The sequence below is a fragment of the Kineococcus xinjiangensis genome (genome assembly GCF_002934625.1).
Classification (GTDB): Bacteria; Actinomycetota; Actinomycetes; order Actinomycetales; family Kineococcaceae; genus Kineococcus_A; species Kineococcus_A xinjiangensis.
Window position 1 is genome coordinate 76,819 of sequence record NZ_PTJD01000015.1, and the last position, 15,134, is coordinate 91,952.

The 15,134-nt window shown below is 76.8% G+C and carries 11 protein-coding genes; 9 read left to right on the forward strand and 2 right to left on the reverse strand.

What is annotated here, in order from left to right:
- The first annotated feature begins 231 nt into the window (after positions 1-231).
- From CLV92_RS17690 to CLV92_RS17720, 8 genes are read left to right on the forward strand one after another with little or no spacing between them, the layout of a single operon-like run.
- Positions 232-1,542, forward strand: coding sequence for an alanine racemase (locus CLV92_RS17690; RefSeq protein WP_211291244.1), 1,311 nt, complete (start codon positions 232-234; stop codon positions 1,540-1,542).
- Positions 1,539-2,909 carry a diaminobutyrate--2-oxoglutarate transaminase gene (locus CLV92_RS17695; RefSeq protein ID WP_104434937.1) on the forward strand — a complete coding sequence of 457 codons (1,371 nt, stop codon included), beginning with the start codon at positions 1,539-1,541 and terminating at the stop codon, positions 2,907-2,909. The genes CLV92_RS17690 and CLV92_RS17695 overlap by 4 nt, the downstream gene beginning before the upstream one ends.
- The gene (locus CLV92_RS17700) at positions 2,906-4,327 is read left to right on the forward strand and encodes a pyridoxal phosphate-dependent decarboxylase family protein (protein ID WP_211291245.1); all 1,422 of its coding nucleotides are present in this window, start codon (positions 2,906-2,908) and stop codon (positions 4,325-4,327) included. Before CLV92_RS17695 ends, CLV92_RS17700 begins: the two co-directional genes overlap by 4 nt.
- Positions 4,324-6,045, forward strand: coding sequence for an IucA/IucC family protein (locus tag CLV92_RS17705; RefSeq protein ID WP_104434939.1), 1,722 nt, complete (start codon positions 4,324-4,326; stop codon positions 6,043-6,045). The genes CLV92_RS17700 and CLV92_RS17705 overlap by 4 nt, the downstream gene beginning before the upstream one ends.
- Positions 6,042-7,328 (forward strand): lysine N(6)-hydroxylase/L-ornithine N(5)-oxygenase family protein, encoded by a 1,287-nt coding sequence (locus tag CLV92_RS17710; RefSeq protein WP_104434941.1) that lies wholly within the window; start codon positions 6,042-6,044, stop codon positions 7,326-7,328. The genes CLV92_RS17705 and CLV92_RS17710 overlap by 4 nt, the downstream gene beginning before the upstream one ends.
- Entirely contained in the window at positions 7,325-8,659 is a 1,335-nt protein-coding gene (locus CLV92_RS22085) for an MFS transporter (RefSeq protein WP_211291246.1), read from the forward strand. Before CLV92_RS17710 ends, CLV92_RS22085 begins: the two co-directional genes overlap by 4 nt.
- Positions 8,637-10,472, forward strand: coding sequence for an IucA/IucC family protein (locus CLV92_RS17715; RefSeq protein ID WP_104434943.1), 1,836 nt, complete (start codon positions 8,637-8,639; stop codon positions 10,470-10,472). The genes CLV92_RS22085 and CLV92_RS17715 overlap by 23 nt, the downstream gene beginning before the upstream one ends.
- Positions 10,466-11,824: a glutamine synthetase family protein gene (locus tag CLV92_RS17720; protein WP_104434945.1), complete on the forward strand. Its 1,359-nt coding sequence runs from the start codon at positions 10,466-10,468 to the stop codon at positions 11,822-11,824. Before CLV92_RS17715 ends, CLV92_RS17720 begins: the two co-directional genes overlap by 7 nt.
- A 36-nt stretch (positions 11,825-11,860) precedes the next feature.
- Here the strand turns inward: CLV92_RS17720 and CLV92_RS17725 are convergent, their stop codons facing one another.
- The gene (locus tag CLV92_RS17725; RefSeq protein ID WP_158257315.1) at positions 11,861-12,811 is read right to left on the reverse strand and encodes an ATP-binding protein; all 951 of its coding nucleotides are present in this window, start codon (positions 12,809-12,811) and stop codon (positions 11,861-11,863) included.
- A 128-nt stretch (positions 12,812-12,939) separates the two neighbouring features.
- On the opposite strand from CLV92_RS17725, the gene CLV92_RS17730 reads away from it, so the two are divergent.
- Entirely contained in the window at positions 12,940-14,130 is a 1,191-nt protein-coding gene (locus tag CLV92_RS17730; RefSeq protein WP_245886935.1) for a magnesium and cobalt transport protein CorA, read from the forward strand.
- A 10-nt stretch (positions 14,131-14,140) separates the two neighbouring features.
- On the opposite strand, the gene ppk2 is transcribed toward CLV92_RS17730, so the two are convergent.
- Entirely contained in the window at positions 14,141-15,019 is an 879-nt protein-coding gene (gene ppk2, locus CLV92_RS17735; protein WP_245886937.1) for a polyphosphate kinase 2, read from the reverse strand.
- Between the last annotated feature and the right edge of the window lie 115 nt (positions 15,020-15,134).

The window sequence follows — 15,134 nt, forward strand, 5'->3', positions numbered from 1 at the left end:
GGCATCCCCGTCCACACCCACCACGTCGCCCCCCGTCCTCCACGTGAGACCCCCGGCTCAGTGTGGTGGCGACCGGGGGGCGCCGCCAGGGGACGCGGGACCGCGCCGGCCGGGCGGGCTCGCCCGACCCCGAGGTGGGACCGGCCGCACGAGGGGCCGCTTGCCAGAACCCGGTCGCGCACCACTAAGGTCATCCTCACCTAACTAAGGCCGACCTGAGCGAGGACTGCGGTGCTGCGACCAGCCACCAGCCGGGGCACCGCGTGCGCCCGGGCCCTGCCGCCCGGTGCCGTGCCCGCGGACGTGCGGCGCCACCTCCTCGACCGCGCCCGGCGCGGGGAGGCGGTCAGCGGCTACGTCTACGACCCTGCGGTCGCGGCCTCCGCGGCGCGGGCCCTGCGCGCGGCCCTCCCCTCGTGGGCGTCGCTGTTCTTCGCGGTCAAGGCCAACGGCTCCCCCGCCGTCCTCGCCGCCCTCGCCGCTGCCGGCGGGGTGGACGGCTTCGAGGTGGCCTCCGCCGCCGAGGCCCGCAGCGCCGCGCAGGTGCTCACCGCCGCGGGCCGCCCGCAGCGCCTGCTCGCGGCCGGCCCCGCCAAGTCCCCCGCCCTCCTCGCCGCCCTGCTCGACACCGGCACCGAGGTCGTCCACGCCGAGAGCCCCCTGGAACTCGCCCGCCTCTCCGCGCTGGCCACCGAGCGCGGCACCACCGTCCGGGTCGGACTGCGGGTCAACCCGCGCAGCGTCGCCGTCACCGGCACCCTCGCCATGGGCGGGCGCGCCACCCCCTTCGGCATCCCCGAACCCGACGTGCCCGCCGCCGTCGGCCTCGCGCGGTCGCTGCCCGGCCTCGACCTGGCCGGCTTCCACCTCCACGCCGTCTGCGGCAACCGCGACGCCGCCGCCCACGCCGCCTACGTCGGCTGGTGCCTGGACTGGGCCGCCCGCACCGCCGCCGCCACCGGCGTGGACCTGCGCTGGCTCGACGTGGGCGGCGGCCTCGGCGTCTCCTACGACGGGCAGGACCCCCTCGACCTGGACCTGCTGGGCGACGCGCTCGCGGGCCTGCGCCCCCCGGCGGGAGTGGAGGTGGCGTTCGAGCCCGGCCGGTGGCTGGCCGCCGGCTGCGGCTGGTACGCCGCCGAGGTCGTCGACGTGAAGTCCGCCTACGGCAGCACGTTCGTCCTCCTGCGCGGCGGCATCTCCGCGTTCGCCCTGCCCGGCACGGAGGAGTTCCCCTTCCCGCTGGCGGTGCTGCCGGTGGACTCCTGGCCGACCGGGCTGCCCCGCCCCGAGGCCCGGGAGGTGCCCGTCACCGTCGCCGGTGAGCTGTGCACCCCGGAGGACGTCCTCGCCCGCGACGTCGTCGTCGGCCGGGTCCGCGCCGGCGACCTCGTGGTGTTCCCCGGAGCGGGCGCCTACGGCTGGGAGTTCGCGCTCCCCTCGTTCCTCGGCCACCCCGTCGCCACGCGCGACGTCCTCGTGCCGGATCATCCGGCACCGCACCCCCGCACCCCCGACCCCGTCCTGGAGGACGTCCGGTGACCCTCACCCTCGGCCCCACCACCACCACGGACCCCGACGGTGTCCTCGCCCGCCAGGCCGCCCGCGAGTCCGCTGCCCGCACCTACGCCCGCACGTTCCGCATCGTCCCCGTCGCCGCCTCCGGCATGACGGTCACCGGCGCCGACGGGCGCACCTACCTCGACTGCCTCTCCGGCGCGGGGACCCTCGCGCTCGGGCACAACCACCCCGTCGTCGTCGAGGCCGTCCGCCGCGTCGTCGACCGCGGCGCCCCCTGGCACGTCCTCGACATCGCCACCCCGGAGAAGGACGAGTTCACCGACGCCCTCTTCGCGGCGCTGCCGCCCGGCCTGGCCCGCGACGGCCGCGTCCACTTCTGCGGTCCCGCCGGCACCGACGCGGTCGAGGCGGCGCTGAAGCTGGTGCGCACCGCCACCGGCCGCAGCGGCGTCCTCGCCTTCACCGGCGCGTACCACGGCATGACCGCCGGGGCGCTCGCGGCCTCCGGCGGGGTCGCCGCGAAGGCGCCGATGAGCGGGGCGGCCGCCGAGGCCGTGCGCCTGCCCTACCCCTACGCCTACCGCTGCCCCTTCGGCCTCGGCGGGGACGCCACCGCGCGGGTCTCCGCGACCTACGTGGAACGCCTCCTCGACGACCCCAACGGCGGCGTCGTGGAACCCGCCGGGATGGTGCTGGAGGCCGTGCAGGGCGAGGGTGGCGTCATCCCCGCCCCGCTGGAGTGGCTGCGGCACATGCGCAGGGCCACCGCCGAGCGGGGCATCCCGCTCGTCGTCGACGAGGTGCAGACCGGCGTGGGCCGCACCGGCACGATGTGGGCGGTCGACGCCGCGGGCATCGAGCCCGACGTCCTGGTGCTGTCCAAGGCCATCGGCGGCAGCCTGCCCATGGCCGTCGTCGTCTACGCCGCCCACCTCGACACCTGGGCCCCGGGCGCCCACACCGGGACGTTCCGCGGCAACACCCTCGCGATGGCCGCCGGCGCCGCCACCCTGCGCCACGTCCTCGCCGAACGCCTGCCCGAGCGCGCCGCGGCCCTCGGGGAGCGGCTGCTGGGCGAGCTGCGCACCCTGCAGCGGCAGCACCCCTGCATCGGCGACGTCCGCGGCCGCGGCCTGATGATCGGCGTGGAACTGGTCGAGCCGGGCGCGCAGCCCGACGCCTGCGGTGCCCGACCGGCGGCCCCCGGCCTCGCCGCCGCCGTGCGGGCGGAGTGCCTGCGCCGCGGTCTGATCGTGGAGCTCGGCGGCCGCCACGACAGCGTGCTGCGTCTGCTGCCGCCGCTCGTGATGACGGACGAGGAGGCCGGTTCCGTCCTGGACCGGCTCGCGGAGGCGATCGCCGTGGCGGAGCGGGAGCACCGGGCGTGAACCGCACCGGACCCGACGTGAACCGCTCCGGCGCGAGCCTCGACGAACTCGTCGCGCTCAGCCTCGACGCGCTGGCCGCCGGCCGCGCCGCCCGACCGGGGCCCGTCCCGGCGGGCGACCCCGCCGAGGTCGCGCGGGCGGTGGACGCGGCGCTCGGCGGCGACGCCCTGCCGCAGCACGGCGTCGGGGAGGCGAGCGCCCTCACGGACCTCGTGACCGCCGTCGCCGCGGGGGCCGCGGACCCCGCCGACCCGCGTTGCGCGGCGCACCTGCACTGCCCGCCGCTGCCGGTGGCGGTGGCCGCGGACCTCGCCGCCAGCGCGCTGAACCAGTCGCTGGACTCGTGGGACCAGGCACCGGCCGCCACGGAGCTGGAGGACCGGGTCGTGCGCGCGCTCGCCGCCCTGGCGGGCTTCCCCTCCGGCACGGGCGTCGTCACCACCGGCGGCACGGCCTCCACGTACACGGCGCTGATGCTGGCCCGCGACGCCGCACCCGCCCCCGTGCGGTTCTACGCCAGCGAACTGGCGCACTTCTCCGTGGACCGGGCCGCGACCCTGCTGGGGCTGCCCGCGCCGGTGCTCGTGCCGGTCGACGCGCAGCACCGGATGGACGCGGAGTTCCTGCGCAGGACGCTGGTGGCCGCGCCCGTCGGGGAGCGTCCCGTGGTGGTGGCGACGGCGGGCACGACCGACTTCGGCAGCATCGACCCGCTGCGGCCGCTGGCGGAGGCCGCGCACGCGGCGGGCGGCTGGCTGCACGTGGACGCCGCCTACGGCGGGGGCGCGCTGTTCTCCGACGCGCTCGCGCCGCTGCTGGACGGCCTCGACCTGGCCGACAGCGTCTCCCTCGACCTGCACAAGCTCGGCTGGCAGCCGGCCGCGGCGGGCGTGCTGCTGACCCGCACCCAGGAGGCGTTCCGCCCGCTGGAGCGGCGCGCGGTGTACCTGAACCCCGCCGACGACGAGGCGGCCGGGTACACCAGCCTGCTGGGGAAGTCGCTGCGCACCACCCGGCGCGCCGACGTCCTGAAGATCGCGGTGACGTTGCGGGCGCTGGGCCGCGCCGGCCTCGGCGAGCGCGTCGACGCCTGCGCAGCCCTCGCCCGGCACGCGGCGCAGCGGGTGCGGTCCTCGCAGGCGCTGGAGCTGACGGCGGAACCGGTGCTGACGACGGTGGTGTTCCGCTACCGCCCGCAGCACCCGGACGCCGACGGGCTCAACGCCCGGCTTCGGCGGCGGCTGCTGCGGGAGGGCCGCGCGGTCGTGGGCCGCACCGAGTCCGGGGGGCGGGTGCAGCTGAAGCTCACGCTGCTCAACCCCGAGGCGACGCCCGCGGACGTGGACGCGCTGCTGGACCTCGTGGTCGAGGCCGGCGACGCGGAGCTCGCCCTGCTGGACGGGCAGGCTCAGGCATGACGCTGGTCGCGGCACCGGGGCGCGCGGCGGGGAACGGCGCGGGTGCGAGGGCGCGCACGGAGGCGCTGCACGTCCTCCTGCGCTGCTGGCTGCGCGAGACCGGCGTGGACGTCCCCGACCGGGGCACGGTGCGCCTGGACCTGCCCGCCACGGGGCGACTGCTCGACGTGGAGGTGCTGCGCCGCTCCCCCAGCGGGGCGCACGCCCTCGGCGAGTGCCGCGTCGCGGGGGCGGGCGGGCTGGACCTGGCGGAGGTCGCCGCCCTGCTGAGCGCGGAGGCCGCCGCCCGCGCGGGCCTGCCCCCGGTCCGGGCGGAGGACGCCCGCGCCCGGATCGTGGAGTCCGCGACCCGTGCGGCCGGCTACGCCGAGGCCCGGGCGTCCGACCCGGAACCCCCCGCGGGTCTGCCTGCCTGGCTCGCCGCCGAGCAGGACCTCCTGGCCGGGCACCCGTGGCACCCGATGACGAAGAGCCGCGACGGGCTGCCCGACGCCGAGGACGCCCGCTACTCCCCCGAGTCGCGGGGCCGGTTCCCGCTGCACTGGTTCGCCGTGGCGCCGTCCGTGCTCGCCACCGGCAGCACCGGGCTCGACGTGCCCGGGCTGCTGCACGGCCTGGCCGCCGGGGTGCGGGCCCCCGAGGGTTTCGTGCCGGTGCCCGCCCACCCGTGGCAGGCGGCGCGGCTGGCGGAGCGCCCGGCCGCCGCGGACCTGCTGCACCGCGGCGACCTCGTCGACCTCGGCCCGGCCGGGCCGGAGTGGTGGGCGACGTCGTCGCTGCGCACCGTGGCCCGCCCGGGCGCCGACGTCATGCTGAAGCTCAGCCTCAGGCTGCGCGTGACGAACAGCCGCCGGGAGAACGTCCGCGGCGAACTGCTGCTCGGGCAGCGCACCGCCGCGCTCGTGGAGGCGGGGCTGGGCGCCGCACTGGCCGCGGCCCACCCGGGTTTCGGCCTGGTGCTCGACCCGGCGTGGGTGGGGGTGGACTCCCCCGCCGGGCCGGTGGGCCTGGACACCGTGGTGCGGCAGCAGCCGTTCGCGCCCACCGACCGGATCGCCTGCGCCGGTGCGCTCGTCGACGCCCGACCCGACCGCGGCGCTCCGGTGGCCGCCGACCTGGTGCGGGCGCTCGCCGCCCGCCGCGCGGTGCCCGTGGCCGAGGCCGCCGCGCACTGGTACCGCCGCTGGCTGGACGCCGTGGCGCGGCCGCTGCTGTGGCTGCACGGCGCCTGGGGCGTCGGCCTGGAGGCGCACCTGCAGAACACCCTCGTCGGCCTGGACGCCGAGGGTGTCCCCGACCGCGCGTGGTACCGCGACAACCAGGGCTGGTACGTGGCCGCCTCGCACGCCGCGCGCGCCGACGTCCTGCTGCCCGGTGCCGGCGAGGGGGTTCCGCTGGTCTTCGACGACACCCTCGTCACCGACCGCGTCGTCTACTACCTCGGGGTCAACGGGCTGCTGTCGGTGGCCGCCGCCCTGGCCGGGGCGGGACTGGCCGCGGAGGAGGACCTGCTGGCCGTCCTGGTCGGTGTGCTGCGCGAGTGCGCCCGCGGCTCCGGCGCCTCGCCCGCCGCCGCCCTGCTGCTGGAGGCCGACGCCCTGCCGGTGAAGGCGAACCTCCTCACCGGCGTGGGCGGGCGGGACGAACTGGAGGGCCCCGTGGAGTCGCAGTCGGTGTACGTCGCCGTCCCCAACCCGTTGAAGGAGGTGCGCCCGTGAGGGTCCACGACCTGCTCGGCGTCGGCCTGGGCCCGTTCGGGTTGTCGCTGGCGGCGCTGGCGGACGGCGTCGACGACCTGGACGCCGTGTTCTTCGACCAGCGCCCGGAGTTCTCCTGGCACCCGGGGCTGCTGCTGGAGGGCGCGACCCTGCAGGTGCCGTTCCTCGCGGACCTCGTGACCCTCGTCGACCCGTGCAGCCGCTGGTCGTACCTGTCGTACCTGCGCGAGCGCGGGCGGCTGTTCCGGTTCTACTTCGCGGAGCGGTTCCAGGTGCCGCGGGTGGAGTACGACGACTACCTGCGCTGGGCGGCGGCCTCGATCCCCGGCTGCCGGTTCGGCACCCGGGTGGACGCGCTGGCGTGGGACGAAGCGCTCGGCGCGTTCCGCGTCACCGTCACCGACGTCCTCACGCAGCGCTCGCAGACCTGCGCCGCGCGCTCCGTGGTGCTGTCGGTGGGCACCGAACCGGTGGTGCCGCAGGCGTTCTCGGGCGTGCTCGGCAAGCGGGTCGTGCACGCCGCGGACTACCTCGGCGCCCGCCCCGCCCTACTGGAGGCCGGCTCCGTGACGGTCGTGGGCTCCGGGCAGTCGGGGGCGGAGGTCTTCCTCGACCTGCTGCGGGCGCAGCCGGAGACGGGGCAGTCGCTGCGCTGGATGACGCGCAGCCCGGCGTTCGCGCCGATGGAGTACTCCAAGCTCGGCCTGGAGCACTTCACCCCGGACTACGCGCGGTTCTTCTCGGGGCTGCCCCAGCCCACCCGCGACGGCCTCCTGCCGCAGCAGTGGCAGCTCTACAAGGGGATCAGCGCGGCCACCATCGCCGACGTCTACGACCTGCTGTACGAGCGCAGCGCCGGCGGTCGCGGCGTCGACGCCGTGCTCCAGCCGGGGGTGGCGGTGGAGGCGGCCCGTGCCGACGGGGAGGGGTACGCACTGTCCTGCCGGCACCTGCTGCAGGACGAGGTGTTCGACGTGGCGACCGACGCGGTGGTGCTGGCCACCGGCTACGCCGCGCGGCGCCCGGCGCTGCTGGAGCCGCTGCTGCCGCTGCTGGACCTCGACGAGCACGGCCGCTACCAGGTGGACTCCGACCACCGGGTGGCCCTGCGGGTGCCGGGTGCGCTGTACGTGCAGAACGCCGAGGCGCACACCCACGGCGTCGGGGCCCCGGACCTCGGCCTCGGCGCGTGGCGCAGCGCTCGGGTGCTGTCGGCGGTGACGGGCCGCGACCTCGTGGGGGTCGCGCAGGAGGGCGCCTTCACGACGTTCGGAGCGCCGTGAGCTCCTCTCCGGCGGGGCGTTCCGCGACGACGGTGCTGGCGCTGGTCGTGGCGTTCCAGCTCGTCGCGGAGACGGCCCTCACCCCGTACTACCCGGTGCTGTTCCGGGAGCTGTTCGGCGAGACCGCGCTGGGGGCGACGGGCGCGTACCTGACGGCGTGCCGGCTGGCCGGTCTGCTGGCGCTGCCGCTGTGGGGGCTGGCCGCCCGTCGCTGGTCCCTGCCGCGGCTGCTGGTGGTGGGCCTGCTGGGTTCGGCGGTGTTCGACCTGGGCCTCGCGCTCGCGCCGACGCTGCCGGTGTTCACGGCCCTGTCGGCCGGGGTCGTGGCCACGGGCAGTTCCCTGGTCCTGGCGTACCCGGCGCTCGTGGCGGTGGCGGACCGGCGCCTCGGCGGCAGGGGCCGCAACCCGCGGATCGGGGCGCTGGTGACGTACGCGGCGGTGTTCCACGTGGCGTCGGTGCTGGCGACGGGCGTCGGTGCGGCGGTCGTGGCGATGCCCGAGCCGCGCCTCGGCCTCGCCGCGTTCGCCGTGGTGGACGTCGCGCTGGCGCTGGCGGTGCGGCGGGCGGTGGCTGGCCGCGGGCCGGTCGTAGCCGGTGCCGAGCCGCACTCCCCCGGCCCCGCCCCTGCCGCTCCTGCCTCCGCCACTGCCTCCGCGCCTGCCCGGCGGCGGCTGCTGCGCCCGCTGCTGCTCGTCGCGCTGCTGGCGGTGCTCACCGACCTCGGCACGTCCGTGGGGCGGCCGTTCTTCACGGAGCTGGTCCTCGCCGGGGGCGGTTCCCTCGGGGAGGCGGCGGTGCTGTTCCTGCTGCCGTCGGCCGCGGCGCTGGCGGTGCTGCCGTTCGCGCCGCGCCTGGCCGCCGCGCTGCCGCGCGCGCTGCTGCCGCTGGCTGCGGGCACGGCCGCCGCCGGGCTGCTCGTGCAGGCCGCGGCGGGGCCGGGGGCGGCGCTGCCCGCCGGGCGGCTGCTGCTCGGCGCCGGGCTGGGGCTGCTGGCGGTGGCGCTGGACGAGCGGGTGTTCGCGGCGGCGGGGACGACCGGTCCCGGGTTCACCGCGGTGGAGACGGCCCGCTCCGCCGCGCTGCTGGCCGCGCCGGTCCTGGCCACGGCCACCGCCGCGGTGGCGCTGCCCGCGCCCCTCGCCCTCGGCGCCGCGCTGCTCGCCGCGACGGCGCTGCTCGCCGCCCTGCCCGCCCGCAGCGCCCGTCCCGTCCCCGTCCCTGCTCCTGCTCCTGCTCCTGCTCCTGCTCCTGCTCCTGCTCCTGCTCCTGCTCCTGCTCCTGCTCCTGACGACCTGGAGAACCACCGTGACCTCGACCCCGTCCGCTGACGCACCCACCGCCCGGTCCAGCACCGGCGCGCCCGCCGCCGTCTGGCGCGCCGCCGGTCGCGCCCTCGTGGCCAAGGCGCTCGCCGAGCTGGCCTACGAGGAACTGCTCGTCCCCGTCGCGGGCACCGGAGCCGGCTCCTGGGAACTGCCCCTGCCCGGCGGCGTGACGTACCGGTTCTCCGCCCGGCGCGGGGGTTTCGGCACGTGGCGGGTGGACACCGCGTCCGTCACCCGCGAGGAGGGCGCGCGGGGTGCGGAACCGGCCGACGACCCGGTGCGCCTCGTCCTCGACGCGCGGGAGGTCCTCGGCCTCGACGGGCCCACGGCCGCGGAGGTGGTGCGCGAGCTGACCGCCACCCACGCCGCCGACGCGCGCATCCTCGCCACCGCACCGGCGGCCACCGAGCTCGCGGATCTGGGCTACGCCGAGCTGGAGCAGCACCTCACCGGCCACCCGGTGCTGCTGCTGAACAAGGGCCGGCTGGGTTTCGCCGCCGACGACCTCGACGCCTACTCCCCCGAGGCGCGGGCCGAGGTGCGGCTGCGCTGGTACGCCGCGTCCCCGCAGATCGCCTCCTACCAGGCCGTCCCGGGCCTGGACCGGCACCGGCTGCTGCGCGAGGAGCTCGGCGCCGACGTCGTGGCGGAGTTCGCCGCGCGCCTGGCCGCGCAGGTCGACGACCCCGACGGCTACGCGTGGCTGCCGGTGCACCCCTACCAGGACGAGACGGTGGTGCGGACCCTGTTCGCACCGCACCTGGCCGACGGGCGCCTCGTGCCGCTCGGCGAGGCGCCCGTGGCGTACCGGCCGGTGCAGTCGGTGCGCACCCTGGTCGCCGGCGGGCACCGCGACGTCAAGACGCCCCTGCTGATGCGCAACACCCTCGTCTGGCGCGGCCTGGGCACCGAGGCCACCGCCGCCGCCCCCGACGTCAGCGACTGGCTCGGGCACCTGCACCGGCAGGACGGCGCGCTGCGCGGGACGGGCCTGGGGTTCCTGCGGGAGGTGGCGAGCGTCGTCGTGCGCCACGAGGCGTTCGAGGCGCTGCCCGACGCCCCGTACCGCTACGGCGAACTGCTGGGCGCGGTGTGGCGGGAGCCCGTCGAGGCGCACCTGCGCGCCGGGGAGCGGGCGCGGTCGCTGGCGTGCCTGCTGCACGTCGACCCCGCGGGGCGCTCCCTGCTGGCCGAGCTCGTCGCCCGCTCCGGGGAGGAGCCGCGCACCTGGCTGCGGCGGTTGTGCCGGGCGCTGCTGCCGGGGCTGCTGCACTGCCTCACCGAGCACGGGGTGGCGTTCTGCCCGCACGGGGAGAACACGGTCGTGGTGTTCTCCACCGGCGCGGACGGCGGCCGCCCGGACGTGCCGGTGCGGGTGCTGGTGAAGGACTTCGCCGAGGACGTGAACCTGCTGCCCGGCCGCACCTACCCGGGGCTGCCGGAGCGCGCCGACGCGGTGCTGGTGCGCTGGCCACGGGAGGAACTGGCCCACAGCATCGTCTCCGCGGTCTTCGCCGGGCACTTCCGGTTCCTGGCAGGGGTCGCGGCGGAGCACCTGGGCGTCGCGGAGGAGGAGTTCTGGGCGCTGGTGCGCGACGAGCTGCTGGAGTGGCGCGCGAACCACCCGGACCTCGCCGGGGAGTTCGACGAGCTGGGGCTGCTCGCGCCGGAGGTCGAGCGGATCGCCCTCAACCGGGAGCACCTCACCGGCGGCGGGTTCCACGACCGCGCCGAGCGCGACGCGGCCCCGGACGTCGTGCACGGCACCGCGCCGAACCCGGTGGCCGCAGGCGTCCTGGCGGTGCCGTCGTGCTGAGCCCGGGGCTGACCGTGGAGGGCCTGCGCGCCGCCGTCGAGTCGGGCGAGGTCGACGAGGTGGTGCTCGCCCTGCCGGACCTGGCGGGCAGGTTGCAGGGGACCCGGCTGGCGGCGCGGCACTTCCTCGACGAGGTGGTGCACCGCGGGTTCGGGGCGTGCACGTACCTGCTGACGACCGACGTGGACATGGCGGTCACGGCGCGCTCGGCGGAGCTGGACCCGGAGGGCACCGGCTTCGGGGACATGGTGCTGGCGCCGGACCTGGCCACGCTGCGGCCGCTGCCGTGGGACCCGGGCACCGTGCTCGTCCTCGCCGACGCGCTGCACCCCGACGGCACCCCCGTCACCGTCGCCCCCCGGCAGGCGCTGCGCGCGCAGGTGGAGGCGCTCGCCGGGCACGGCCTCGTCCCCTTCGCGGGGGTGGAGCTGGAGTTCCGGGTGTTCGCGCAGTCCTACGCGCAGGCCGCCGCGGCGGGCTGGCGCGACCTGACACCGGGCACGCGCGGCGGGGTCGACTACGCCCTCGTCGGTCTGGAGGGCATGGCGGCCCTCACCCGGCGGCTGCGGCGGGAGATGTCGGCGGCGGGGCTGCGGCTGGAGTCGGCGCGCGGGGAGTGCGCCCCGGGGCAGTACGAGATCGTCTTCCGCTACGACGAGGCGCTGGCCGCGGCCGACGCGGCGGCGTTCTACAGGACGGGCGCGAAGCAGATCGCCGCCGCGGAGGGCATGGCGCTGACGTTCATGCCGAAGTTCGACCGGCACGAGGGGAACTCCTGCCACCTGCACGTCAGCCTGCGCGGCGCGGACGGTGCGGCGGTGCTGGCCGGCGACGGCCGGTACGGGGAGTCGGAGCTGATGCGGCGGGTGCTGGCGGGGCAGCTCGCGAGCCTGCGGGAGCTGACGCTGCTGTTCGCGCCGACCGTCAACGCGTACAAGCGCCTGCGGCCGGGGGCGTTCGCGCCGACGCAGGTGGCGTGGGGGCCGGACAACCGGCTGGCGGCGCTGCGGCTGGTGGGTTCCGGGGCGTCGCTGCGCCTGGAGCACCGCGTGCCCGGCGGGGACGCCGACCCGCACCTGGCGCTGGCGGGGGTGCTGCTGGCGGCCCGGCACGGGATCGAGTCGGACCTGCCGCTGCCGGAGCCGGTGCGCGGCGCCCCGGAGGCGCAGGCCGCGCGGCTGCCCGCCTCGCTGGGCGAGGCGGCCGACCTGCTGGAGGGCAGCGAGGTGGCGCGCAAGGGGCTGGGCGACGCGCTGGTGGACGCGCTGGTGTCGGCGGCGCGCGCGGAGGTGGAGGCGCACGCCGGCGAGGTCACGGACGTGGAGCGGGCGCGGGGCTTCGAGCGTCGCTGACGGCGGCTGCGCGCCGCCCCGCGCGGACCCCGCGAATCAGTCCCCCGCGGCGGCCCGCACCTGCGCGGCGACCTCCCGCAGGCACCAGCGGCGGAAGTCGGCGTTCTCGGCCAGCCCCTCCGCCTCCGGCAGCACCCCCGCCCCGTGCAGGCGCACGGCCTCGTCCAGGGCGTCGCTCAGCTCCTCGGCGGCGTCGGCGTCGGCGGGGTCCAGGTCGAGCTCGAGGTCCACCACGTCGAGGTGGTCGGCGACGGCGTGCAGGGCCTGGTGCCGCAGCTGGGAGCGCAGGTCCTCGGCCGCGCGGGCGGCGGCGTCCAGGCGCCTCGCGAAGCGCACCTGCTCCGCAAGCCGGGGGGAGGCGCTCAGCTGGGAGGCGTCCCCGAGCAGGAGGAGCTGCAGCTCCCGCAGCAGGTCCTCGCCGTTGGCCCGGGAGGCCAGCAGCGGGGCGGTGGCCACCCCCGGCAGGAGCACGTGCACGCGCGCCGCACCGCCGCCGGGCGCCGTCGCGGCCGCGTCGGCGTTGGCCTCCTCCAGCGCGGCCCACATCTCCAGCAGGTCCTCCGGCGACGGCTCCTCCATCGCGGTGGTGGACCCGGCGCGGACCTCGAACCACACCGTCTTGCCGTCGGGGTCGGGCTCCGCGCCCCAGCGCACCGCGAGGGCGTCGACGAGGATCAGCCCGCGCCCGCTGACGGCGGTGCCGGACAGCAGCCCGGGGCTGGGCAGCACGGGGCAGCCGTCGTGGACCTCGACCCGCGCGCCGGTCCCCTCCGGCCCGGCGGGGCGCACCCGCACCACCAGGGGGGTGCGGGCGTGGATCACCACGTTGGTCACGAGCTCCGTGACGGCCAGCTCGGCGTCGTCGACGACGTCCTCGAGGCCCATCCTCCTCAGGGCCTCGACGACGAAGCTGCGCGCGGGGGCGACGGAGGCCGCCTCCCCGGGCAGCTGCAGCTCCTCGGGCAGGGCAGGGCAGCGGACGGGCACCCCTCCAGATTGGCACGCCCGGCGCCGCGGCACCGCCCTGGCGGCTCCCCCGGCGGGGACCGCGACACCGACGTACCCTCGCGGGCGGGCCGTCGCCGGCCCCCCGACCCCGCTCCCGAGGAGGACCCGTGCCCGACCGACCCGTGCCCGCCTGGGTGGGGCGCGCGCTCCGCACGATCGGGAGCTGGGGCGGCGCCGCGCCGGACGCCGGGACGGGCCTGGCCCCCGACGGCGCCGGCACCGGGCCGGTGCGCCCGCCGTCGGTCCCGGCGCCGCGCTCCACCCCGTCCCACCGGGTGGACCTGCGCGCCCTGGAGGGCTTCGACACCCTCCTGCCCGTCGTGGACTGCCGCCTCTACGAGGGCGGGCGCGCCGTGCCCGTCGAGCACCTCGGGAAGGCGCTGCGGGAGGCGGAGCGGCGCGGCGGGTTCGTGTGGATCGGCCTGCACGGACCGACCGCCGCCGACGTGGAGCGCCTCGCCGGCCCCTTCGGCCTGCCGCCGGCCGCCGTCGCCGACGCCACCGAGGCCCACCAGCGCCCCAAGCTCCAGGAGTACCCCGGCACGACCTTCGCCGTCGTCAAGCCGGTGCGCTACGTCGACTCCGAGGAGGTCGTCGACGTCAGCGAGGTCGCCGTCTTCCTCGGCCCCACCTTCGTCATCACGGTCCGGCACGGGGAGTCCCGCATCCCCTCGCGGGTGCGCGCCGAGCTCGACGCCGATCCCGCGCTCGGCCTGCGCGGCCCCGCGGTGGTGCTGGAGCGGATCGTGGAGCTCGCCGTCGCGGAGTACGGCGGAGTCGTCGACGCCATCGCCGTCGACGTCGACGAGATCGAGGAGCAGGTCTTCAGCGGCGACACCGCCGACCACGCCCAGCGCATCTACAAGCTCAAGCGCGAGGTGCTGGAGTTCAAGCGCGCCGTCGCCCCGTTCGCCGGGCCGGTGCAGCGGCTGGCGGAGGCGTCGGCACCGGACGAGCGGGGCGAGCCCGGGCTCCAGGACGCCCAGGAGGACCTGCTGCGGGCGGCCGAGGCCATCGAGGGCTACGACACCCTCCTGACCGACGTCCTGCAGGCGCACCTGGCCCAGGTGGGCGTCCAGCAGAACCGGGTGGCGGTGCGGCAGAACGAGGACATGCGGAAGATCTCCGCGTGGGCGGCGATCGCCCTGGTGCCCACGGCGATCGCGGGGATCTACGGGATGAACTTCGAGAACATGCCGGAGCTGGGGACCCGCTACGGCTACTTCGTGGTCCTCGCGGTCATCGTCGTCGTCTGCGTCGCGCTGTACGCGCTGTTCCGCCGCCGCGGCTGGCTCTGAGGCCCGACGCTCAGCGGCGCGGCAGCAGCAGGGACGGCGCGGAGTCGGGGCGGCGGCCGGCGTCGAAGATGGCGGGGTTGTGGATGACGACGAGGTCGTCCGGCGACCCGACGACGTCGGTGTCCTTGTTGTCGTAGTCGAACCGGCTCAGGACGTGGCGCATCGCCTCGATGCGGGCGCGCTTCTTGTCGTTGCTCTTCACCACCGTCCACGGCGTCTCGTCCGTGTCGGTGTAGTAGAACATCGCCTCCTTCGCGGCGGTGTAGTCGTCCCAGAGGTCGAGGCTGGCGATGTCCATGGGGCTGAGCTTCCACTGCCGCACGGGGTCCGTCTGCCGGTTGACGAAGCGGGTGCGCTGCTCGGCGCGGGAGACGGAGAACCAGAACTTCACCAGGTGGATGCCGTCCTCGACGAGCATCCGCTCCAGCGCGGGCGCCTGCCGCATGAACCGCTCGTACTCCTCCTGGGTGCAGAAACCCATGACCCGCTCGACGCCGGCGCGGTTGTACCAGGAGCGGTCGAACATCACGATCTCGCCGCGGCTGGGGAAGTGCTGGACGTAGCGCTGGAAGTACCACTGCCCGGCCTCGAGCTCGCTGGGCTTCTCCAGGGCGACGACCCGTGCTCCACGGGGGTTGAGGTGCTCGGTGAACCTCTTGATGGTCCCGCCCTTGCCTGCGGCGTCACGGCCCTCGAACAGGATCACCATCCGCTCACCGCTGCGCTTGATCCAGTTCTGCAGCTTCAGCAGTTCGATCTGCAGGAGGTACTTCGTGCGGTCGTACTCCTTGCGCGACATCTTGCGGTCGTAGGGGTACTCCTCGCGCCAGGTCTCCTCCGGTGCCCCGTCCGGCTCGAGCCGAACCGCGTGGGTCTCCTCGTGCAGCACCTGGTGTCCTCCCCCGTTCCACCCGGCGCGGCCGGATCCACGTCGGGGCTGCCCGCCATCATGCCCGCGCACCTGCGGCGGGGCATCCGGACGGCGTGGCATCCGGACGGCGGGC